This is a genomic window from Enterococcus sp. E5-162, from assembly GCF_035725965.1.
Classification (GTDB): Bacteria; Bacillota; Bacilli; order Lactobacillales; family Enterococcaceae; genus Enterococcus_B; species Enterococcus_B lactis.
Genome location: NZ_JAPRFV010000013.1, coordinates 24,277 through 46,552, shown reverse-complemented (window position 1 = coordinate 46,552; position 22,276 = coordinate 24,277). Strand labels below are relative to the sequence as shown.

Genomic DNA, 22,276 nt, shown 5'->3' with positions numbered 1-22,276 from the left:
TAAAAAAGAGGATGTCAAATCAATTTTCCATGTTTTTCATACTTTTTTAAAATACACGCGTTATATTTCCTGTCTCACGCAGTTTTATTTGTCTCATTTTCCACCTCCCGCTATAATAGAATTATAGTAGGAAACGAGGTGCTGTTATGGAACGAACACTTGTTATTATCAAGCCAGACGGCGTAAGACGCCATTTGGTCGGAAGCATCATCCAACGTTTTGAAGCAAAGGGACTGGCCATTGCTGAAATGAAATTTGCAACGATGACACCTGAACTAGCAAAAGAACATTATCAGCACTTGACTGAACGTAGTTTTTTTGATGAGCTTATCGATTACATGACTTCTGGTCCGGTCGTTTATCTTGTGCTGGTCGGCGAGGAAGTGATCGATATCGTCCGTAAGATGGTCGGAGCAACAAAAGCGGCGGATGCCGTTCCAGGTACGATCCGAGGAGATTATGCACTGCCGGGGACTGAAAACATCATCCATGCTTCTGATTCCCGTGATGCTGCAACAAAAGAGATCGCCCGCTTTTTCCCGCCATTCGATACAAACAAACCGTCTGAAAAAGCGGCGAAGTGATACAAATCCTAAACTGTTGGTCTAACTGCTGGGTTTAGCAATGGCCAGCAGTTTTTTCTCTAAAGAATTCCTTTGATTCTTCCCTAATGTATATTCGATCACTGCGAAAAACTCTTGGTGATTTTCCGATTTTTCTTCCCCTAAAGCAGCAGAAATCAGTCGTTGGTAATAGTCCGCCATCAATGTTTCATAAATCACTGTACTTCTTTCTTTATGCGCTAAACTCCGCTTCATATCTTCATTCACGCTACGTGCCTTTTTTAAGCGACCATTTTCTATATAAAACAAAGTCAAGTTCGTCAAAAAAGTAAAGAGATACTGCTCGTGATTATTCAGTTGTGCGATCCGTCGCATTCTTTTTTTGATTTTCAAATAATTATTCTCAATAAACCGATCACTGAATATCCAAGGAAAATCAGCTAGAATAGATACTTCAAATTGACCATACTCTGGTACTTGCATCAAATATTCTTCAATGATACGACATTCATAACGCAAAAATTCGAATTCCGTCTCAGATACTTCTGTTTTTTTGGACATATGCAGATTCAAAACCAAATAGTACAGATCTTCTGTTTTCTTATAGTGCCTGCGGTTATTAGCAATTTCTTTGTAAGGATCAAAGCTGTCTTCTTGAATCCGATCTAGCATTCGTCTTTTTTTCTTTAATTTTTTTGGCTCATCAAGCTGATTTCGTATCCATTCATATTCAGCAAGTGTCATGTTCATTCGCTCTAAAAATGATTTCAATGTTCCAAACGATACTTTTTTCACTGAATTTGTCTCGATCCCGACTAGCGAAGTTTTAGAACAGATTCCTTCCGCTAATTGGGTCTGTGTCAGCTTTTTGTTGACTCGAAGCTTCTTAATCAATTCTCCATCATACATAATAGTTCTCCTTTTTTAATTGAAATTAACCCTTGGCTTTTCCAGAATGCTTGCCAATAAGAGGAATGATTATTTCAATTTAAATTTTCCGCATTCAATAAATAGATACGTTAAAAATAAAAAATACACGAAAAAAATAAAAAAATGTTTTTCTCATAAAAAATACCAACCTTCAAGCATGAGACTGCTGTCTAATCCCTGAAGGTTGGTTTGATTGTTTATTGATCATTTTTTTGCTGCTCCGCATTGGTTCCTGTTACTGGATATAGGATAGTCGTTGTTTTATTGCCGTTTTTTGAAAAGACACTGGTCGAATGTTCACCTTTTTGCTTTTCGATTGCTTCATTACGTTCCGCTTCGTTTTTATAGTCATATTTTTTCGGATCAATCGTCTCAAATCCGTTTGGCACATAAAACCGCAAGAGATTTTCCTGATTCAGCTTATCTGAAAGACTTAACGCAGTCTTGACTTTTTCCTGATCTTTGGAGATTTCCTCGTCGATTCCTGCTGCTTTCGTATCGATGATTTCTCCTGTCTGATTATTGTAAGCTTTTCCTCCTAGGACGGTGTATTTGGGCGTCACGAAGTTCCCATTTCGAAAAGCAACTACTTGATCGTGCTGAGAAGATAATAAGTCTGTACCAAAATGAAGATAATCTTTATCATCGATTCCCAATAGATGTAGTAATGTCGGCAAAACATCGATTTCTCCACCGTATTCATGATTGACTGTCCCTTTAGTGTAACCAGGCATATGGATCATCAATGGCACTCGTTGCATCTGTGCGTTGTCAAATTCATCCCATGTATCTGGATCTTTACCAAGAGCACTTGCTAAATCTTTATTATCTGTATTCGAGATCCCAAAATGATCCCCGTAAATCACAAAGATTGAATTTTGATAAATACCAGATTTTTTCAAATACGTAAAAAATTGTTCCAATGATTGATCCAGATAATGGGCCGTTCGAACATAATTATCTACTGTGCTATTGCCAGTATTCAAAGATGGAAAGTCGAAATTCTTGTCATCCGTATAATAAGGCGTGTGGTTGGTTACGGAAAGAAATTTCGTGTAAAACGGCTGTTGTAGATGTTCAAGATATTGGGCAGATTCTCTGAATAAATCTTTATCTAATATCCCATAACCTAACGTTTCATCGGATTCATCAAAATAAGATCGATCAAAGAAATTGTCATACCCTAAATTTTTATATACATGATCTCTATTCCAGAAACTAGCTACATTCCCATGGAAAACAGCGCTTGTATAGCCTTCTGTTTGACCAAGGATCGCTGGTGCTGCTTGAAAGACATTATCTGACCCAAGTTCTGTGAATAATGAGCCTTGAGGTAAACCAAATGTGCCAGTTTCCAACATGTTTTCAGCATCACTTGTCTTTCCCTGTCCTACTTCATGAAAGAAATTGTCAAAACTGATCGTTGCTTGATTCTGGAAAATACTATTTAAAAACGGCGTGACTTCTTGTCCGTCTACCTTCATATTGATCAAAAACTGTTGAAAACTTTCTAAATGAAGAACAATCACATTTTTTCCTTTAGCAATCCCAAATGTTTCAGGATTTGGCTCTGCATAATGTTTCTTTGTATAGTCTAAAACTTCATCAATTCCATTACTGCTTGCATGCGCGCGAACACTGCTAGTCATTCCTGTTTTGATTCCGTCATAAATAGTGTACGCATCGATTCCTAGATATTTGACAATATAGGAACGGTCAAATGTCCGCTGTAGCAATTGGGGACGGTTGGCTTCGCTCAACGCTAAATTTCCTGAAAAAATCAATCCTGAAAGACAGGTAACAGCGATAGCCATCGGTTTGCTGACAGGGTTGCTTTTGATAGGTATTTTCTTGACCTTCAACCAAACCAGTAGCCCAATGAACACAGCGATATCCAACCAATAGATGATATCATGGGGTTTCATCAAAGAAAAGGAGCTTCCAGACAACCCTTGTGACACTTTCGAAAAGCCTAACACAGATTTGACTGTAATGAAATCTGTGAATTCCCGATAAAAAATAATATTCAAGTACAACAAAAGCGTATTTAAAATATCAATGATCAAAAGAATGGCTAACGCTGGCTTTGGCTTTTTAATGTACAAAGAAAGGCCAAAAAACAATAAGGTAGTCGCAATTGGGTTGATCCACAAGATAAAGTACTGGATCGTACCTTCCACACCTAATGAAAAATCTGCATAGTAGGCAATGATCGTCTTCAGCCAGAAAAAGAAAACAGCTGTCAAAACGATTGCTAAACGATTTTGGCACAATTTTTTAAGTTGTGTCACGTATATCACTTCTCTCTATTCACATTTTTTCTTATTTTGCTCCTGAAAAATGAAAATTTCCTAAAAAAGTTGTTATCTTAAGATTTTTTTATTCTTTCTAAAGATTATTCCATCCATTTTTCACAGCATAAAATTGCTGTGGTGTAAGCGGTTAAACTAGTAAGGAGATAAAAATCTTGTGGTGACCGATTTACTCTATAGTATTCAAAAGTAGTTTCTCGGTATTCGTACAAAAAAAAGGGGCTGTGACAAAATTCTTGTCGCAGCTCCCTATTTCTTGATGCAGGACAGCTTTTTCACAACCTCTCCACTAAACGGTGTTCAATCAGCTGACCTTCGGTATTAGCTCAAAAAACGGCAAAATATGAGGAGCTATTTTCCCGTTTTTTTCTCTAATACTCAGGTCAAACCGCTGATTTCACAACCTCTGATTCACGGTGTTCCAGAAGTAGCTTCTTCGGAAATAAGCCGAAATTTTACAAAAACTTGAGAAGCACTTTTCGTAAATTTCTTCTTATTTCTTGAAGCTGACCACTTCTGTCACAACTTCTGTTTTTCATTGTCCATAGGTTTGATATTGTCCTTCTGATGACTCATTCGTAATGATTGAGGCTTGATTTTCTTCATTTCCCGTTATCGTTTGTCCACTGCCAGAATCTGAAGGGCTTAGTTCTGTCGACTCGTTTTTTTGAGAAGAAGCAGTTGTTTTCTTGACTTGTTCGTTGGTCTTTTTCCATTCCGCTAGTCGATCGGCCACCACTTTTTTGTCCACTTTTTCAGAATAAGCTGTAACCACTTTTCCATTTTTCAAACGTGCTACCTTGTCGCCATCATGAGTCAAAAGCAAAACGACCAAATGTTTGTCTTTGAATTGATATTGTCTGAGAGAAATCGCACTAAGTACGTCATCGATATTGATAAATTGATTTTCTTCTTTTCCTTTTGGCAAATAGATGTCCAATTCACCTTTTTCGTAATTGGCAGTTAATTTATATTCCTCCCACCAATAAGTTGAGAATTCTTTTTTGAAATTATCTACTGATTCTTTGCTTGCTACGATTTTTTCTGTTTCTTTCTGAGCAAGATCTGCTGTCATTTTTCCTGAAAATGCTGCGGATAAAATAAGCAGTAAGAAAAAACCGAATAACCAAAAGAGAAGAAACGGTCTTTTTTTCCTCATGCCTTCCTCCACTCCTATTTAATTTTGACTATTCTATTATATACAAAAAATGAAATAGAAAGACAAAAAAGTTGAAAAAGATCGTAAATAATTGAACTTCTTTTTCCTGAAGCGGTAAGAACGGGAATTTTCATACATTCTCTCTTGGCTATTCTTTAAGCTTCAAATCCATTTCTGTCTGATACATCTTTGAACCAATGACCCGATTTCTTGATCGTTCTTTTTCCATCTTGTGCTAAATCTACTGAAATAAAACCGTAACGATTCTTATAGGCATTGGTCCACGACCAGTTATCCATGCATGTCCACATATGATAACCTAAACAATTGGCACCTTCTTGAATGGCTTGATGGACATATTTCAGATGAGATTGAACAAATTCGATCCGATAATCATCGTGGATCATACCATCTTCCTTGATAAATCGTGCTTCATTTTCTACACCCATGCCGTTTTCAGAAATAAAACAGTCGATATTCCCATAATGATCTCGTACATTGATCAAAATATCATAGATTCCTTTTTCATAGATCTCCCATCCGCGATAAGGATTCATTTTACGACCAGGCATTTCATAATTGTCGAAGTAATCCTCAGGCATAGGACCATTTTTAGTATCGATTGGTGTTTCTTTTGCTTTTATTCGGCGTGGTTGGTAATAATTAATTCCCAAAAGATCTACTGTATTTTCTTTAATGATCGTCAAATCATCTGGATGAATCTCCGGCATTAGATTGAGTTCTTTTATTCTCTCAATCAATTCACTGGGAAACTCGCCTTTTACAGCTGGATCAAGGAATGAACGATTGAAGAACGCATCTGCTATTCGTGCTGCTTTAACATCTTCGGGATTTGATTCGTCTCTTGGATAACTCGGTGTTAAATTTAAGATGATTCCGATCACACCGCTTTGATCCATTTCATGGTAAGCTTTGATGGCTAATGCTGAAGCCAACGCTTCATGATAACCAACTTGGATTGCCTTTTTCATATCTGATTCTTCCGGATAATGCCATCGATACAAATAGCCTGCCTCGACTGGAACGATTGGTTCATTATGGGTAAACCATTTTTTTACTTTCGAGCCAAACAATTGAAAACAACTTTTTGCGTATTTTTCATAGGCTTCAACCGTTTCTCGGTTCAACCATCCGCCTTTTTCTTGCAGATACATCGGCATATCGAAATGATACAGATTAACAAAGGGTTCGATACCGTTTTCAATCAACTCATCAAAATAGTGATGATAGAAACGAACGGCTTCTTCGTTGATTGTTCCAGATTCATCAGGTATCAAACGGCTCCATTGGATAGAGGTTCGAAATGAATTATGCCCAGTCTGTTTCATCAACTGTACATCCTCTTGATACTTCGTATAAACTTGCGAGGTTTTTTCAGGTCCTACTTGATCAAAGAACTTTTGCGATTCGTTTTTGTACCAATAATCAAAAATGTTCTCTCCTTTTCCATCGCCTGAAATTCTTCCTTCTGTTTGTGGACCACTTGCTGCAGAGCCCCACCAAAAATTTTTTGGAAATTGATATCTTTTCATCAAAGCACCTCTTTTTCTTTTTTAGTTGATTCCATGTATGATATTTTCCATCACAATCACTTTTTCATTTTCTTCCTCTTCTTTTTTGATTCGTTTCAACAGCTGTTCTGCTGCTCGTTCCCCGATTTTATCTGTTGGTGGCGTGATCGTGATTTTTGGAAGGATACTCAGATCGTTTTTATCTAAATAATCATAGTGACTGAACGCAATATCCTTCCCGATTCTGACACCTTCTTGATTGAAACATTCGATGGCACCAATCGACATATTGTAATTGCTGACAAAAATAGCAGTTGCCCCTTTTTCTAATAATGCTTTTGCCCCGTAATAGCCGCTTTTTCTAGAATAGTCTCCTGTAAAGATTTCTAAATGGATAGACGGATCCTTTTGTACCGCTTCTTTGGCTCCAGCTAAACGTTCTCTTGCTACGTAATCTGTTTGAGCGGCAGCAATAAATCCTATTGTTTTATGTCCTTGTCCGCCATGATGAGCAATCACTTTTGCTACACTTTCTCGATCATTCACTACTATTGTATCAATACCTGCTGGCCCATCCGGACAATTCAATGCGACAACTGGGATACTCATTTTTGTCAGCATTTCAAATCCAGACCACTCTTCTTCTGATAAGAAGACGATCAATCCATCGATTGCATGCTTCATCAGGTATTCGATTTTTTGTTCGATTTTTTCTGGCTGATCGGTAAACCCGCTTAATAATAAGCTATACCCATTTTCTTCAGCTACTCTTTCGATCCCTGAAACAACCTCCGAACCAAAACGGCTAGATATCCCGTTTATCAACAGTCCAATAGAGAAACTTCGATTATTCTTCAATCCTTTAGCGATGATGTTTTCTTTATAGTCCAACGCTGAAATCGCTTCTGATATTTTTTCCATATTCTTTTCCTTCAGCTGCTGACCGTTTAAATAGCGGGAAACTGTTCCCACTGAAACACCAGCCATCTTAGCCACGTCACGGATCGATGCCATACATTTTCACTCCTGCCAGTTACATTTGATTTCTTTTTCTTGTTGTTCGACCATGATGACCGCTTTCTTTGCATAATGCCGCTTGTCATCAATATCCATATAACTAAAGTCTTCAGAAGTGAGTTCAAAAACAAGCAGTCTTTCCTCTTGAGACCGCAATTCATCTTTACGAAAAGCTTTCAATAATTTCGTTCTTTGGATGACAGCGCCGTCAATTAATCGGACATAGACAAGAGTACTTGTTTTACCTGAAACACTTCCTGTATTTTTAACTTTAATTGATATTATTACTTTGTCAATATCCGTTTTGACTTCCATCTGACTGTATTCAAATGTTGTATAGCTTAGACCATGTCCAAAAGGATAAAATGGACTTCCGCTTAAATCATAATAATTCTCTTGTTTAGAAGCAGCACGCTGATAGTAATAAACAGGTAGTTGCCGACTATTTCTAGGATAAGACAAACTCAATCGTCCGCTTGGGTTATTTCTTCCAGAAATCATCTGCGCAATGGCTTTTCCACCCTCCTGTCCAGGAAACCATGCTGTTGCAATGGCATTCGTAAATGACTCGATTTTCATCAAATCGTAGGGTCTTCCTTGCACAAGTATCGTGATGATTGGCTTGCCTAGTTGATACAATTGTTCAATCAGCTGTTCTTGGTATCCACCTAAAGAAAGAGAAGCAACATCTACATTTTCTCCAGAATCCATGTTGATCCCTTTCGATGAAACTGCCCCGTTACGAAGAAATTCCATATCAAAGTTCCGCGCACTTGATCCACCTAGAACTGCAATGATCACATCTGAGTTTTGAGCAAGGGTCACCGCTTCTAATAATTTTTCTTCCTGATCCTCCTGATTTCTTACTTCACATCCTTGTGCATAAGAAACCTTTGATTGGGGAAACTCTGTTTTTATCTCTTGTACTATCGTTTTTTTCAAACGGTCTTCTGTTTGTGGTGCAGAGTAGTCTCCCAACAAGTGGTAAACATCGTGAGCATTTGGACCTATAACAGCAATGTTTTTTACTTGTTGATCCAACGGCAATATACCGTCATTTTTTAGTAAAGTGATACTTTCTTTTGCTGTCTCTAAATTTAAGTGCTCTGATTCCTCCATGAGATGATCCCAATACTCCTTTGGATCGTTTGCAAATGGCTGTTCAAATAAACCTAATAAAAATTTGACAGATAAAACTCGGCGAACTGCTTGATCTAGTAGCTTTTCATCTACGACTTGATTATCAATGGCTTCTGCAATCTTGGTATAGGTCTCATCCCACAAACTGAGATCGATTCCTGCCGCTAATGCATATGCTGCAGCAGTCTTTTTATCTGTAAAAACATCGGATAAACGATCCAAAGCCACACCGTCTGCCATAACGATCCCTTGATAACCGATCTCTTTTCTTAATGTTTGCTCAAAAAGCGCTCGATTGATATGACAAGGTACCCCGTCGATGTCATTATAAGCAGCCATGACACCTACTGCATTTCTTGTACTCTTCAATAATGGTCCGTAAATATCGGAGAACTCTCTGCGTCCAATCGTTACTGTGCCTGAATTATGACCGCCTAAAGCTTCTCCTTGTGCGATACAGTGCTTTAACACAACACCGATCTGATCCTTCTTCTTATTGATTTCCTCTACTGTCTGATCAAGAAAAGAAACTTTTTCTGAAATAATCTCTCCTTGGAACCCTCGAACGACCGCTTCAGAAAAACGAGCTGAGAGAATCGGATCTTCCCCAAAGCACTCTTCTGTCCTTCCCCAACGAGGATCTTTTGCCAGATCCAAAGTCGACACCAGCGCTAAATGAACACCTTTAGCAGCCAGTTCTTTTGCCATCAATCGACTCGATTGTTCTAATAATGCTACATTGAAAGTATTTCCACGGCCGATATTCGTTGGATAAGAAATCCCATCCAAACCTTGATGACCATGTGGACATTCTTCTACAAGCAAAACTGGAATTTTCCATCGCGAATGCTGTAGTACATATTCTTGGACTAGGTTAGCCACCTTCCAGCTTTCTTTTGCAGGAATCCCATTCTTATAATCTGTTTTAGACCACGGATCAGAGCGAAACAGACCGTATAAGGCACCCAGACCGCCTCCCCATTTAACATGTTCTTTTAACTTTTCTGTTAATTCGATCTTGTCTCCGTTTTTTTCATAACATTCCCAACCATACAAATGCTGGTTTACCTGTCCTACTTTTTCAGCAATATTCATCCTCGAAAGTAAATCTTCTACTCTTTGGCGGATGGTTAACTTTGGGTTTTGATACGGGTAATCGTACACCTTAATATCCTCCTTCTGCCAATTTTGCCTTATTAGCGGCTAATACAAATGGCAGGAATAAAAATACATCTAGAATGATAAGTATTACTGTTAAGACTGCTGCTCGTATATCGCCTCCTGTAGCAATAAAAGATTGTATAACCGGTGGAGTGATCCAAGGTGCAGCAGCAACTGTTTTACTGATGATTCCAAGACTTGTGGCTGCGTAGGCAATAACCAAGTTAATAGATGGTATAATAGCGCATGGAATCATATATATTGGATTCATGACTACTGGTAATCCAAACATAATTGGTTCCGTAATATTAAATAAACAAGTAGTCAGACCAAATTTAGCGATTGATCGCTGTTCTTGACGTTTAGAAGCCCACAAGATAGCAATAACTAACGGTAAAATACACCCGCCACCTCCGATCAATCCAAATGCATTGGTAAAGGGCTCCGTAATAATATTAGGAATTTCTTTTCCTACTGAAAAAGCATCCATGTTTTCCTGAATAGACTGTAACAAAGGTGCTTGCCGTATAGGAGCCAAAATACTCGAACCATGCATACCAAACACCCATAAGAAATCAGAGAAAAACTGTAAAAATAAGATGCCTGGGACGGATAAAACAAAAGCTTTCAATGGTGTCTGAATCGCTAATTCAATTAATTGCGGAACATTCAAACCAGTCGTATGGTTTAAAGTAAAAACGACAACTGAAAAAAATAAAATGACAACTATTTCTGGTACTAAAGAATTAAATGACGTAGCTACTGCCGGTGGAACTCCTTCTGGCATCCTGATTTTAAAACTCTTCATTTTCGCTAATTTGATAAATAATTCTGTACTGACAAGGGCAGCAATCATCGCCGTTGCTAAGCCAGACGAAGAAGTCAGCCTTTGTAAGAAAACCCCTGTAGCTTCTGCTGTATTTCCGTCCATCAAAGTGACTGTACTTGATAAAGGCATCAAAATAAACATTACGGCTGTACTTAGAATTCCTGCATGAACAGGACTAAATGATGGATCATCAATCACGCCTGTTTGGATATAGTGGGTTGCCAAATTCCAGCCAATATTGTAACACACGATAATAGCTAAAATACTCATCGTACCATTATTCACGATTGAAGCAAGTTCAGCCAATGGACTTAGATCAAGTATTCTTTGGACTGTTGCATTTGAAAAAATCAGAGCATTCAGCAAAACCATGACAGAAGCAGCCATTACTAACGGCATAGTAACGATAAAACTGTCTCGAATGGCCAGCAAGTGTCGCTGGCTACTCATCTTAGATACGATTGGTAGCATTTTTTCAGATAGTCTGTCTACGACTTTCATTATTTCATCTCCTAGATTCTAAAATTGAACCGGTTCATTTTTAATATAGCACTTTTTTTAAAGATTGCAACACATTTTTTAAAACGCTTTCTAAAGGTGGTGGATTTTTTATGACTTTTGAAAAATTATTCTATTTAATGGTATTTTGTGAATTTTTTCTCTTCCATCCGTTTGAAGTTTTACTTTCCAATGGTATAATTTCTTTATCCTATCAAATGGGGGAAGTATTTTGAAGAAATTAATCGTACTATTTATTTTGTCTGCGGGACTTTTGACATTGACTGGCTGTGATTTGTTTGGCGGCTCTGACCAATCCTCGGACGAAACAACCGATTCTTCTGTCTTAAAAGCGGAAAAAGCAGATATCACCAACAGTGTATATACGCTAAAAGTACGTAAAGATATGGATTTATCCGCGGGACAGTTGACATTTACAGATAAAAAAATGGAATGGACACGCACGTATCAGACACAAGGAGCTGATTCTTCTGAATCATCTGAAGAAAAAACAGTGCTGACAGATATCAAGATTACTACCAAAGATGACGAATATATTATTTCAGGAAAAGAAAATAAAAAAGAAGCAACAGTCACATTTACCAAAATCGGTAATTACCGTTTGAAGGATAAGGATGGCAACATCTACAGTCTATAGTGCCATCTGTTGGATCTTCTTTTGTTTCTCCCCTTCTTTTCTGCTATAGTAAAGAAGCAAGATGACTGTAAAGGAGACGAAATGGATGATCGATAGTCCTGATTATTGTACATGTAATAACAACAAAAATATCCATACAGAATTTAATGATCAAGGAAGTTTGAGTATATGCGACAATTGCCACAAACTAGTCAAAGATTCTTTTAAATCGTTTGAATCTTATCCTGTCAAAAATTATGTAAAAAGCAAAAGAAGATAAGCAAAATCAAGCAAAACTCACTATGGCTGATTTTTATGAGCTTCAAACTCAGCTTCTTCCTTTGATCAAGCTTCAAAAACTGGAATCAGTAAAACAAACAGTGGATCATTTCAGTTCACAAATCAAAGAGTAACGTTTTATTTATTTCACATCTTTGAATATAAAATAACCAAACGATAGAAAGACTTATTCTACATCACGTAGTAATTTTTCTTTCCCGTCGTTTGGTTTTTTACTTTTAGCCTAATTCTTGACCTTTCGCATGCTGATTATCTGTAAAATATTTTCCAGCAGGCTTTCCTTCCAATTCAGCTAATTTTTCTTGGATCTGACGAATCACCTTTTTTGCATCTTCTGGATTTTCTACAAAATCGAATGTATCCCCATCCACTTGTATTTTAGGACATACATCAAAATCCTCATACCATTGATTATAGCGGGTGTTCAATGTTTCGTAATAGGTGTATAACGTTTCATCGCTTTCTAGCTGTTCATAGTCACGCCCGCGTTTTTTGATACGTTCTAGCATCGTGTCCAAAGAAACTTTGATATGGACCATCAAATCAGGACGTTTTTTTGGAGCAACATCATCTAACTCGTTTAGCATCGTATCTAATAAGCTATCGTACTGCTGTACTTCGATATCCGTTACCCGACCTAAATCAGCATTTAGATGGAACAACAGACTATCTTCGTAGATGGAGCGGTCTAGCACATTGTCATCGTTCACTAAAGCATTTTTCATTGCTAAAAATCGCTTATTCAAAAAGAAGATTTGCAATAAAAATGCGTACTGCTCAGGATTTGAATAAAAAAGCGGCAATACTTCGTTATCTTCGACATTTTCATAAAATGGTTTAGAATCAATCTCTTTTGCAAGCATATCCGTCAAACTGCTCTTACCTGCACCAATCGTTCCTGAAATCAAAATCACTGACATACAACCCTTCCTCTTCTATAAGTACTCGCCTACGTAAGTTTCAACAGGCAATTTTTCAAAATCATATTCACGTACAGCTTGGTCTGATTTTAAATACGTGTGAAGACTTTGTGTAATCATCAAGTTCGTAGGTACCGTCTCTTCTTGTACGATGATCATCGGTTTTTTCAACATAGTTGCCACACCTAATTCGTAAGCCGTTCCTGGATCGATTGTTTGATGCTCAAAGTCAAGGATAGCCACAACAAATTCTGCATTTGTCAACTCTTCCATATCTTTTTCGTATACTTCTTGCGCCCAACCAGCACTGAATAGTTCATAATTGCTTTCTTGGTGATGACGTGGAGAGTAGAAACTTGTAACTGTTTTGTTTTCCTCCAACGCTTTTTCGATACGACTTACTCGATCGATTTGCTCCTCTGAAAAAAATGGTCCTGCTAAATATATTTGACTCATTATTTTGCCTCCTTCAATAATAACTGATTTTTAATAGATACTGCTCGTAATTCATTGACCAGTTCCAATGGATTGTTGGAAAAGATCACTTGATCCAACCATTTTTTATCCATAAAATCCTCTTTTGCAAAAGTTTCTAATAATTGTTGCAAGCCGCTGTAATAACCGCCAATATTCAATATTCCGATTGGCTTATCAGGTGTCAGGCCGATCGCTATCCAAGAAAGAAGTTGCGAAAATTCCTCCAATGTACCTAGACCTCCAGGGAAAACGAGGACAGCATCTCCTTTTTCAAATAATAATACCTTTCTTTCATCAATTGTCTCTGTAGGAATAAATGTAGTAACATCTTTCCCAGGCAGCTCAGTTTCAAAAAGGCCATTTGGATAGATACCTGTGACTTTTCCGTTATTTTCCAGTACTGTTTTACTAATCACTCCCATAATCCCGGAGTATGAACCACCGTAAACCAGTTCGATTTCTTCTTGTGCCATATATTTTCCTAACGTTTGCGCAATAAATTTGTAGCTTTCTTTATTGCCAAAACGGGAACCGCAAAAAACAGTAAGTTTCATAAAAAAACACTCCCTAACTCAAAAGTCTATCTTCATTCTACACGTGTTTTTTTAAAATAAAAGACTAGATTTTGTAGTTTTTTAGTGGTATATAGATCAAGCACCACTATATATAGTATTTGCAAAAAATAATTTTTCAGCTATTTTACAGTAACCAAAAAAAATAAATAACTAGTAAATATAAAATTGAAACGACTTACTTATAGAAGAAATTGGGATTTCGTCCTGCATGTCAATAACACGCATTATTTAAATAGTCACACACTTGTTTCTCCTATTAATGAAAAATCCATTTTATTCTCGTGTTATGTTTCACCAACGCCTGATGTTTCTCTAAATAAAAAAGCCGACGAACCAAATAATCGAAATTTGATCATTTTGGTTCATCAGCTTGTTCCCAAACCTTTGTATTAACGATAAATAGCTGGATTCGTAAAACTATCACTTGGATCATCACTGCTGGAAGAAAATTCGGTGATAACCGCGCCTGTTGCACCTGCCTGGAACCAGTGTTTAATATTTGGTTCGATCGTGTACTGATCTCCAGCGTGAAGTATGATTTCTTTTTTTGCCGTATAGTAACGTTCTTGCCCCTTTGGAATAATACAGGAAAGTTTTTTTGTTTCTTTTCCTTCGACATAAAGATATACTAAGCCTTTTCGACAACGAAAGGTTTCCTTTTTTCCTTCATTCTCATCTCGAGGTGGGTGCCGATGCTCTGGACAAGTTTGATAAGGCAATAATACCAGTTCTTTCCCACAGTATCGCTCATTATTTTCATAAACAAATAAATTCAATCCTTCAGTCTCGATTGCTCCTAATCCAAAATCTGTATATTCGATTCTTTCTAATTCTGTTTCTTTCAATACTACTCCTGAATCTAGGAACATTTGTTGTACTCTTTTCTTGTAATCCATTCTGTTCCTCCTAACTGATTGTCAAGTCATCCCAAGATATCTCTTCTTCCTCTTTTTCTTCTTGGATGACTTCTGCATTTGGGTCAACTGGTTTTTTCAATAATAAAATAGTTATTCCCGTAGCAAAAGAACCAGCTAATAAAGCGCCAATGAATGACCATGGTCTAGTCATCGTAGCGACTGCAAACATTCCTGATGCCGGGATACGGCTATCTGCTCCCCATAGCATGCTCAATCCACCGCCGACTGCCCCACCCACACCTGTTGCTATGACATTACGTGCCAAGTCATTCAATACGATAGGAAAGCACCCCTCAGTGATTTGACAAATCCCCATAGGAAAAGCTGTCTTCAATGTATCTATTTCTTGACGATTGAATATATTTTTACGAATGATTTTCCCTAAGAAATAAGTAATCGTCAAGCCGAATGGGGTGACCATTGAAGCTAAGATCAATACAGTGATTGGTTCATAGATTCCTTCTGAAAACAAAGCAAACACAAACGCAAATACGACTTTATTGATAGCTCCGCCGTAATCGATTGATGACAATACCCCAATTACTGCTCCGTATAAAAATAACGAAGAAGTATCCAAATCACTTAAATAACCTGTAAGCATTTCTGTAAGCCAATTGATGGGTGTTCCTATTACATAGTACATGATCAACCCGCCGATGAAAGAACTGAGGAATGGCAGAACCAGAGTTGGCATTAGACCATCCATCCATTTAGGTACTTTGATTCCTGCCGTTAATCCAATAACGACTAATCCAGATAAATATCCGCCAACCATCCCACCTAAAAAACCCGCTCCGATCCCACTAGCAGTCATCCCGACAATCAAACCAGGTGCAATACCAGGCTTATCTGCCATTGAATAAGCTATCGCACAGGAAACGATCATCGGTAATAAACCTAAACCATATCCACCCATCGTTGTCATCGTATCTGCAAAAGAAAAACCATCTGTGAAGGATTCGATCGTTGTACCATCCAACATATTTCCAATAGCCAACAAGAATCCAGAAGCAACGACGATAGGTAAAAAGAAAGAGATCGCCGTCATCAAATGTTTTTTGAAGCCGATTGATTTCAATTTCTCCATCTTATACTCCTTTCGTTCGTCCATCCAACATCTCTTCTAATTTTTCAATCAGTTTTCTCGGAGATTTGACAACTAGACTAGTTGGTACTTCGACTATTTTTTTCCAAGAAACCGCTCTTTCCCATTCACCTTGATGTCTGCAGCGATAAGCACAACATCTGCATCCGCGATGCATGTTTGGCTCAGTAGATCTTGTGTCCCAGCAAGCCCCTGTGTCTCGATCCAGATCTCATGACCAAGACTCTCCGCTGCTTGAAGCAATTTTTCTTTTGCGATATACGTGTGTGCAATTCCCGCAGTACAAGCTGCGATCCCTACGATCTTCATTTTGCACTCCCCCTCACATATAATATTTTGCTTTATTGTCTGCTTTGAATAAATGAATTTTATCTAATGCAACTTGTTTAACAGCTTCCATACAAGGCGGAAACAGCACATTCGGTTCACGGATCTCTAAATCTCCCGAGTTCAAGATATCTCGGAGTTTTTCTGCGAATACTATTTTGATATCACTGGAAATATTGATTTTGTTTATTCCTAATTCAACTGCCTGACGTATCTCCTCATCTGGGTTGCTCGATCCTCCATGGAGGACTAAAGGAACAGTGGTCAATGATCGTATCGTTTCTAAAATATCGAGTCGTAGCTTAGGTTTGAGTTCCTTAGGATAGATTCCATGAGCTGTTCCAATAGCGATCGCCAAGCTATCGATCCCCGTCTCCTCAATAAATGCTTGTGCTGTTGACGGATCTGTATAAATAATCTCGCTGACACCCCCTTCTATGGTATTACCTGTGTCTCCAATCGTTCCCAGTTCAGCCTCTACAGAAATACCACTAGCGTGAGCAGCTTCTACTACTTTTTTAGATAACATAACGTTTGTTTCGTATGATAGGTGAGATGCATCGATCATGACCGAAGTAAAACCTAGGCGGATGGCATGAATAATTTGGTTAAAGTCAGCACCATGATCTAAATGGATACATATAGGGATATCTGTCTGCTCAGCCGCGTATTTTACTTGAGCAACGAAACTATCTGTCAAAAATTTCAGTTCTTCTGGATGGATCGCAATCATAACAGGAGCTTGTGCTTCTTCGCAAGCTTCTATCACTGCGTTCAATAATTGTCCAGAACCTGCATTGAAGGCAGGTACGGCAAAACCTTTCTCATTTGCTACAGCTAGTATTTCTTTTCCTGTTACTAACATACGTTATCGTTCCTCCTAGTCATTTTGTGTCAATAATGTATACAATTCTTCGATTGAAGTAGCTTTTTTCAGTTCTTTGATAAACTTCTCTCTTGCCAAAAGTACAGCAATTTTTTGTAAAAGCTGAAGATGTCCTTTATTTTTATCTCCTTCTTGTACAGCAAATAAAATCACAATCTCTACAGGTCGTTCATCTAATGTTTCCCATGGGATTGGATCAGCTAAAGTAGCAGCCGAGATTACTGTCTGTCTGACGCTTGTTGACTTACCATGAGGGATAGCGATTCCTTGTCCGATTCCTGTTGCTCCTTCTGCTTCTCTTTGATAGACATCCTCTAAGAAACTCTCTGTATCGGATATTACGCCTTTATCCGTCATAAGTTGGGTTAATTCTTTTAAGATTTGACGTTTCGTTCGTGCACTCGAATGAATGATCAGCAACTCTTCATAAATGACTTGAGTCAATTCCAGTGATATTTCCTCCCTTCAAAAAAACAGGCTTGACGCATTCCGCTTCAGCGAAATGGGTCAAGCCTGTCGAACAGTGACTCCCCAAATTTTAGATTTTTTGATAGACACTTTCCACCTCTCTTTCATGGATTAAATCTCCGATCTTTCGTTTGAATCCGATTCCTTTTTTGATCAACACCCACTCTCCTTCGTTTGATTTCGCAATGATAGCATTGTGATTCAAAACAGCGACCACTTGCATCGGTTGCTCCTCTCCTTTCAGTGATAGAAAACAGCCAAATAAAATCTGCTTTCATAATATGATACGCAAAGGCTGGTTCTTTTGACGAAAAAAAGCATCTTTTTACACTGACCGGATCTGCTGGCTGTAGCTCTATTAAAAGAATATAAAATCTTCGAATAGAGCAGATTTATCTTCAGGTGTATGTTCAGATAAAAAAGGTATTGAACACAATGTCCAATACCTTTTGCTCAGCAAATAAAACGCATACAATTTGTTAAATTTTCTCCTCTAAAGGGTAGATTTCTCCTTTTAGATTCGATACAATAAACAAGGTTGATGTATTTACATTGACTATGGCAAACTTGGACGGTCACGTGTGATGACTTTTCAAGGCCTCTGTTTCTAGCTGCCACTAGAAGCAGAGGTGCCTTTTTTTATTTGGCTGTTTCTATCTGCCATTTATGATACTGATAGCGCCAACAGTAGTCAAGAAAAAACGAAAAAACACGAAAATGTGTACTGTTTTTCGGTCAGGTTTTTGTAAAAGCAACATTTCTTATTCTTTTATGCCCCATTTGCGAAATACACTTTTTTCGAGTGCCCCTTCTCTTCTTCTTTCTTCTAATAGTTTCAAGATGTGAGGTGAGGCGTTTGGTTCATTTAATGGTGGAGTAGCTTATCTTAGCTTCCATGAATTAAAAGCTTCCTTTAATCACTAGACTTCTATGAATGAGCAGATTTCCCTCATTTATAGAAGTCTAATTTTTTGGTTAATGCAGTTATTTATATGTTTAAAATATTTTGAAGTGTTAAAGTTATAGGGAAAGAATGCCTAAAGCGGAGCCAATGTGTGCACCTGCAAGTAACTGTTGTTTCGCTTGTCGTTGTAAACTCGTTTTTTCTGGATAGTCTTGTACATTAGCATCTACTCGTCCAAAGATCCATGGAACTCCGCTATCATCTTGTTCGTCCACCAAAATTTTTTCTTCATTCCCCTCTTCTTAAGTGTGTGGCTCAAATGATTAATTATCGTTTTTCGAATCTTTGATCATCTTCTTTATTGTACATCATTTGCAAGATCAGATGCTGTCACTACTTTGATTCGCCCAGCATCACGTTGTTCTTTTACATAATCACAAAGTGCCAAATTAATATATATCAAAAACAACCACTTTATGTAAAAAAATAATACTTATGCTAAATATTTTGATTTCCATACTAAGTAAAAGAGTAACTTTGCTGTATCATATGGTTATAAAAAATTCTATTCAGATTAGCTTTTAATTTTCATCTAATTCTCTCCAAACCAGAGAGATTTCTTAACCAAATATCCTTTTCCTCTTTATTATACAGGAGTACAATAAATAAAAAGAAAACCGTTATTTTATTTTCTTAGATAATTGGAGGATAATTTCATGAAAAAAAGGATATTCATTTTACTCCCTCTCGTACTTCTGTTTGTTGGTTGTGAACAAAAAAACACTCGCCAGTCAACACCTCATTCGACTGTTATTGAAAACACTACTTCTCGTGAAGCAACAACTGACAGTAAAACGAATAACGAATCAAGCGCTACTGTCAAAAGCAGTAGTGAATCAGTTTCACAAACCACTAGTTCTTCCATCGTTGCATCAACTACTTCGTCGTCAACTGTACCGTCAACAAATAGTAGTGAGACTTATGCTTCTGTCAGTGAATCGATAAGTCCACAAGTCAGTAATTCAACTGATTTGTTAAGTAATTATTCTGATCTAGAAATAGAATACGCTAGAGTTTGGCTAGCTGTGATGGGCACACAATATAAACAATGGTTAGCTGATCCAAGTACTGGTTTTGAACTGCATGTTTCTAAGTCTCCAGCAGGAACTCCAATTGACCCTTATGACCAAGGAAGTGTCGCTTTTCCAGCTGAAACAGTCATACTTAGTGGGAATATAAGTTTCCAAGGTTTAGTAGTTTATTCTAGCAATCATAACGGTACAATAACTCAATATTCTGTTCCTTCTCACTGGCAACATGATGAAACTTCTGATCATCCTGAGCTAGTCAAAGAAAAGACTCAAAAAATACTAGATGAAGCTTCTACAATCAGTATCCCTACCAACACTCCTGAAGATATCAAACAGCTTATTGATGTCATGGTAATCGACAATTGAACGAAGACAACCAAAAACATCTATTTAACAACTTGGCTTTCTTCGACTGAGACAGGAATCATACGCATTTTCTAGAGAATCTAATGTTTTTGATTGCAATAAATCAGATAAACTTTTTCCTTCGTTCATTCACTTAAATAGCTTATTATTTTGATGTTTGCTTTTTTTCCAAACAACTCATGCGTTTTTCAAGAATCTCCATTTCTTTTTTCTGAGTAGATATCACTAAACTATTGGAAACAACTGCAATACTTAACAGTAAAATAGCTAGAATCAATCCGTTTTCAATAAAGATTATATGAAAAGCTGTGCGAATCCATTCCATTATATTCCTACTTTCAACGTTTTTTTCGTTAGTTGCGGCCGTACATGTCGTTATCAAATTCGTTCATCTCAATAGTTTGTCTATCGCTTGTTTCTGCTGAATTTTGTATCGTGAAAGCAGAGACACTTGGACTGAAAGATACACCTAGCATACTTATACTAGTAAGAGTTAAAATTATTTTTTTTCATTCTTTTCACCTCATTCTTTTGATAATTCTATTTTGCCTATTTTGTTCTTGACTGAATAGATAAAATCTTTTTACAATGAGTTAAATGAATGTAAAAGCGCTTTTACATAATGAGAGGAAGAGTATTTATGAGGGATTTTTTTCCAAAAAAATTAAAACAACTACGAAAAGAACATGGACATACGCAAGAAGAATTAGCAAAAAAGCTCGCGATTACTAGACAGACAGTCTCAAATTGGGAAAATGGCCGCTCGTTTCCAGATCACGAAAATGTTTATCGCTTAGCTAAATTATATGGTCAAACACTCTCTATATTTCTTCCTGATCTCCCTGAAGCTCCCATGGAAACAGAGGAAATATCTTCGGAAAGAATACAATTGATTCGATTTTTCATCTGTTTACTCGTTGTTCTGTCTTTCCTGATCCCTTTTGTTTCTGTGATTACTCTATTTCTTTTCAACATGTGGAAAAAATACATTCATTCGCATTTTCTTCGTCTGTGTTATCCTCTCATATACTTTTTAGCTTTATGTAATTGTCTTGGTGTACTCCTTTTATTTTACTTTCAGCTACTTTAGCAAAAACAAGGCTAGGACAACAAACAATCCTAACCTGTTTTATCCCTGAATCTTTTTACCGGATCAAGTCTGTTTCAGGATCATTCAGCAGACGTTCGACTTGTTCTCTTGTCGTTAACGGAACATCTCCTTGGATCGAATGAGCTAGTCGAGCATTTCCTAAGGCAAAATAAACGGTCTTCTGTAAGGACCACTTTTCAGAGAAACCGAGTAAGATCCCTGCAGCAAATGCATCTCCTGCCCCGATTCGATCGAGTACATCCAAAGGATAAACAGTTGTTTTCTCTGCTTCTTGTTGTGTGATCAAATAACCACTTAACTGTTTTCTTCCATCTACACTTTCTCGCCTTGTCCCAGCAAACCATTGGATATCGTAGTGGTTCATAAAGGACTGGATGTAAGAAATAGGATCATGTTCGTTTTCTACATCGGCTGTTTCCTCCCACTGCACTAGCTCTGTCAGATCTCTGACTGAGCCAAACAAGATGTCGCAATAAGGTAACATTGTATGATAACGCTTCTTCATTTGTTCTTTTTTTCCATCTTCTTGATTCAAACTAGGACGATAATTGAAATCAAAACAAACTTTTTTCCCTGCTTTATGTGCTTGTTCTGCTAATTGGATAGCCGTTTCAGCTGTCTCATCAGACAAACTTAAACTGATCCCACAGATATGGATCAAGTCGATCTCATCAATAAACGCTACGCAGTCATAATCCTCCATCACAGATAAACCAAATGAGCTATGTTTTCGATTTTGATAAGTGACTTCTGTCGGGCGGACACCATACCCCATTTCTGCAAAATAAGTGCCGATGTGTTGATATTGATGGATCACATACTTCGTCTGGATACCTAGGCCCTTCAAATTAGTGAGTGCTGCTTTTCCTAGTCGATTGTCTGGCAGAGCCGTCAGTAAATAACTTTCAACGCCAAAATGGGCAAGATTCCCTACCAGATTTACGCCGGTCCCTGTATAAGCCATGCGTAAGGTATGGGTTTGTTCCAGCATCAAATGTTCAGGAGGAGTGAGTCGCAGCATGACTTCCCCAAATGCACCGATTTTCATTCT

Annotated in this window: 21 protein-coding genes and 2 pseudogenes; 4 read left to right on the top strand and 19 right to left on the bottom strand. The window is 37.6% G+C overall.

Annotated features, from left to right (window positions below; genetic code table 11):
- Positions 1-146: 146 nt before the first annotated feature.
- A complete protein-coding gene (ndk, locus tag OZZ83_RS12185) occupies positions 147-584 on the top strand; it encodes a nucleoside-diphosphate kinase (RefSeq protein ID WP_002308328.1) in 438 nt (145 codons plus the stop codon).
- 21 nt (positions 585-605) lie between these two features.
- Here ndk and OZZ83_RS12180 read toward each other — a convergent pair whose 3' ends face one another.
- The 7 genes from OZZ83_RS12180 to OZZ83_RS12150 form a co-directional block, all read right to left on the bottom strand.
- A complete protein-coding gene (locus OZZ83_RS12180) occupies positions 606-1,472 on the bottom strand; it encodes an Rgg/GadR/MutR family transcriptional regulator (protein WP_002308327.1) in 867 nt (288 codons plus the stop codon).
- 218 nt (positions 1,473-1,690) lie between these two features.
- The gene (locus tag OZZ83_RS12175; protein ID WP_002345318.1) at positions 1,691-3,784 is read right to left on the bottom strand and encodes an LTA synthase family protein; all 2,094 of its coding nucleotides are present in this window, start codon (positions 3,782-3,784) and stop codon (positions 1,691-1,693) included.
- Between the two features lie 556 nt (positions 3,785-4,340).
- Complete coding sequence (locus tag OZZ83_RS12170; RefSeq protein WP_002308324.1) at positions 4,341-4,964, bottom strand: hypothetical protein; 624 nt, start codon at positions 4,962-4,964, stop codon at positions 4,341-4,343.
- A 155-nt stretch (positions 4,965-5,119) separates the two neighbouring features.
- Entirely contained in the window at positions 5,120-6,517 is a 1,398-nt protein-coding gene (locus OZZ83_RS12165; protein WP_278023385.1) for a glycoside hydrolase family 1 protein, read from the bottom strand.
- Positions 6,518-6,538: 21 nt separating this feature from the next.
- Positions 6,539-7,510 (bottom strand): LacI family DNA-binding transcriptional regulator, encoded by a 972-nt coding sequence (locus OZZ83_RS12160; protein ID WP_195943387.1) that lies wholly within the window; start codon positions 7,508-7,510, stop codon positions 6,539-6,541.
- A gap of 6 nt (positions 7,511-7,516) precedes the next feature.
- On the bottom strand, positions 7,517-9,817 hold the full coding sequence (locus OZZ83_RS12155) for a glycoside hydrolase family 3 C-terminal domain-containing protein (RefSeq protein ID WP_002345320.1): 2,301 nt from the start codon (positions 9,815-9,817) through the stop codon (positions 7,517-7,519).
- A gap of 1 nt (position 9,818) precedes the next feature.
- Complete coding sequence (locus OZZ83_RS12150; protein ID WP_002308316.1) at positions 9,819-11,144, bottom strand: PTS sugar transporter subunit IIC; 1,326 nt, start codon at positions 11,142-11,144, stop codon at positions 9,819-9,821.
- 229 nt (positions 11,145-11,373) lie between these two features.
- Between OZZ83_RS12150 and OZZ83_RS12145 the strand changes: the two genes are divergently transcribed.
- A complete protein-coding gene (locus tag OZZ83_RS12145) occupies positions 11,374-11,799 on the top strand; it encodes a hypothetical protein (protein WP_002312119.1) in 426 nt (141 codons plus the stop codon).
- Positions 11,800-12,296: 497 nt separating this feature from the next.
- On the opposite strand, the gene OZZ83_RS12140 is transcribed toward OZZ83_RS12145, so the two are convergent.
- The 10 genes and pseudogenes from OZZ83_RS12140 to OZZ83_RS12095 form a co-directional block, all read right to left on the bottom strand.
- Positions 12,297-12,998: a deoxynucleoside kinase gene (locus OZZ83_RS12140; RefSeq protein WP_002293604.1), complete on the bottom strand. Its 702-nt coding sequence runs from the start codon at positions 12,996-12,998 to the stop codon at positions 12,297-12,299.
- A 15-nt stretch (positions 12,999-13,013) separates the two neighbouring features.
- The gene (locus OZZ83_RS12135; RefSeq protein ID WP_002308312.1) at positions 13,014-13,454 is read right to left on the bottom strand and encodes a nucleoside 2-deoxyribosyltransferase; all 441 of its coding nucleotides are present in this window, start codon (positions 13,452-13,454) and stop codon (positions 13,014-13,016) included.
- Positions 13,454-14,029, bottom strand: a complete 576-nt coding sequence (locus OZZ83_RS12130) for a TIGR00730 family Rossman fold protein (protein WP_002293608.1) — start codon at positions 14,027-14,029, stop codon at positions 13,454-13,456. The genes OZZ83_RS12135 and OZZ83_RS12130 overlap by 1 nt, the downstream gene beginning before the upstream one ends.
- Before the next feature lie 410 nt (positions 14,030-14,439).
- Positions 14,440-14,946, bottom strand: coding sequence for a D-lyxose/D-mannose family sugar isomerase (locus OZZ83_RS12125; protein ID WP_002308311.1), 507 nt, complete (start codon positions 14,944-14,946; stop codon positions 14,440-14,442).
- A gap of 10 nt (positions 14,947-14,956) precedes the next feature.
- Positions 14,957-16,054, bottom strand: coding sequence for a PTS fructose transporter subunit IIC (locus OZZ83_RS12120; RefSeq protein ID WP_002345322.1), 1,098 nt, complete (start codon positions 16,052-16,054; stop codon positions 14,957-14,959).
- A 1-nt stretch (position 16,055) separates the two neighbouring features.
- Positions 16,056-16,381: pseudogene (locus tag OZZ83_RS12115) on the bottom strand (PTS fructose transporter subunit IIB).
- A 13-nt stretch (positions 16,382-16,394) separates the two neighbouring features.
- Complete coding sequence (locus OZZ83_RS12110) at positions 16,395-17,264, bottom strand: ketose-bisphosphate aldolase (protein ID WP_002312116.1); 870 nt, start codon at positions 17,262-17,264, stop codon at positions 16,395-16,397.
- Between the two features lie 15 nt (positions 17,265-17,279).
- Positions 17,280-17,729, bottom strand: a complete 450-nt coding sequence (locus OZZ83_RS12105; protein ID WP_278023386.1) for a PTS sugar transporter subunit IIA — start codon at positions 17,727-17,729, stop codon at positions 17,280-17,282.
- A gap of 94 nt (positions 17,730-17,823) precedes the next feature.
- Positions 17,824-17,976 (bottom strand): CAT RNA binding domain-containing protein, encoded by a 153-nt coding sequence (locus OZZ83_RS12100; protein ID WP_002308304.1) that lies wholly within the window; start codon positions 17,974-17,976, stop codon positions 17,824-17,826.
- 797 nt (positions 17,977-18,773) lie between these two features.
- Positions 18,774-18,932 (bottom strand): annotated as a pseudogene (locus tag OZZ83_RS12095) (acyltransferase domain-containing protein); the annotation flags it as partial.
- A gap of 441 nt (positions 18,933-19,373) precedes the next feature.
- Between OZZ83_RS12095 and OZZ83_RS12090 the strand changes: the two are divergent.
- Positions 19,374-20,114, top strand: a complete 741-nt coding sequence (locus OZZ83_RS12090) for a hypothetical protein (protein ID WP_065763718.1) — start codon at positions 19,374-19,376, stop codon at positions 20,112-20,114.
- 145 nt (positions 20,115-20,259) lie between these two features.
- Here OZZ83_RS12090 and OZZ83_RS12085 read toward each other — a convergent pair whose 3' ends face one another.
- On the bottom strand, positions 20,260-20,439 hold the full coding sequence (locus OZZ83_RS12085; protein ID WP_002312114.1) for a hypothetical protein: 180 nt from the start codon (positions 20,437-20,439) through the stop codon (positions 20,260-20,262).
- Positions 20,440-20,736: 297 nt separating this feature from the next.
- On the opposite strand from OZZ83_RS12085, the gene OZZ83_RS12080 reads away from it, so the two are divergent.
- Positions 20,737-21,204, top strand: a complete 468-nt coding sequence (locus tag OZZ83_RS12080; RefSeq protein ID WP_325066072.1) for a helix-turn-helix transcriptional regulator — start codon at positions 20,737-20,739, stop codon at positions 21,202-21,204.
- A 55-nt stretch (positions 21,205-21,259) separates the two neighbouring features.
- Here OZZ83_RS12080 and OZZ83_RS12075 read toward each other — a convergent pair whose 3' ends face one another.
- Entirely contained in the window at positions 21,260-22,273 is a 1,014-nt protein-coding gene (locus tag OZZ83_RS12075) for a sugar kinase (protein ID WP_002346120.1), read from the bottom strand.
- Positions 22,274-22,276 lie beyond the last annotated feature (3 nt).

Bases quoted from the DNA above. Each gene is read 5' to 3' on its own strand.
- ndk (WP_002308328.1), top strand. From the start codon at position 147: ATGGAACGAACACTTGTTATTATCAAGCCAGACGGCGTAAGACGCCAT.
- OZZ83_RS12180 (WP_002308327.1), bottom strand. From the start codon at position 1,472: ATGTATGATGGAGAATTGATTAAGAAGCTTCGAGTCAACAAAAAGCTG.
- OZZ83_RS12170 (WP_002308324.1), bottom strand. From the start codon at position 4,964: ATGAGGAAAAAAAGACCGTTTCTTCTCTTTTGGTTATTCGGTTTTTTC.
- OZZ83_RS12165 (WP_278023385.1), bottom strand. From the start codon at position 6,517: ATGAAAAGATATCAATTTCCAAAAAATTTTTGGTGGGGCTCTGCAGCA.
- OZZ83_RS12160 (WP_195943387.1), bottom strand. From the start codon at position 7,510: ATGGCATCGATCCGTGACGTGGCTAAGATGGCTGGTGTTTCAGTGGGA.
- OZZ83_RS12150 (WP_002308316.1), bottom strand. From the start codon at position 11,144: ATGAAAGTCGTAGACAGACTATCTGAAAAAATGCTACCAATCGTATCT.
- OZZ83_RS12140 (WP_002293604.1), bottom strand. From the start codon at position 12,998: ATGTCAGTGATTTTGATTTCAGGAACGATTGGTGCAGGTAAGAGCAGT.
- OZZ83_RS12135 (WP_002308312.1), bottom strand. From the start codon at position 13,454: ATGAGTCAAATATATTTAGCAGGACCATTTTTTTCAGAGGAGCAAATC.
- OZZ83_RS12130 (WP_002293608.1), bottom strand. From the start codon at position 14,029: ATGAAACTTACTGTTTTTTGCGGTTCCCGTTTTGGCAATAAAGAAAGC.
- OZZ83_RS12125 (WP_002308311.1), bottom strand. From the start codon at position 14,946: ATGGATTACAAGAAAAGAGTACAACAAATGTTCCTAGATTCAGGAGTA.
- OZZ83_RS12120 (WP_002345322.1), bottom strand. From the start codon at position 16,054: ATGGAGAAATTGAAATCAATCGGCTTCAAAAAACATTTGATGACGGCG.
- OZZ83_RS12110 (WP_002312116.1), bottom strand. From the start codon at position 17,264: ATGTTAGTAACAGGAAAAGAAATACTAGCTGTAGCAAATGAGAAAGGT.
- OZZ83_RS12100 (WP_002308304.1), bottom strand. From the start codon at position 17,976: ATGCAAGTGGTCGCTGTTTTGAATCACAATGCTATCATTGCGAAATCA.
- OZZ83_RS12090 (WP_065763718.1), top strand. From the start codon at position 19,374: ATGAAAAAAAGGATATTCATTTTACTCCCTCTCGTACTTCTGTTTGTT.
- OZZ83_RS12085 (WP_002312114.1), bottom strand. From the start codon at position 20,439: ATGGAATGGATTCGCACAGCTTTTCATATAATCTTTATTGAAAACGGA.
- OZZ83_RS12080 (WP_325066072.1), top strand. From the start codon at position 20,737: ATGAGAGGAAGAGTATTTATGAGGGATTTTTTTCCAAAAAAATTAAAA.
- OZZ83_RS12075 (WP_002346120.1), bottom strand. From the start codon at position 22,273: ATGAAAATCGGTGCATTTGGGGAAGTCATGCTGCGACTCACTCCTCCT.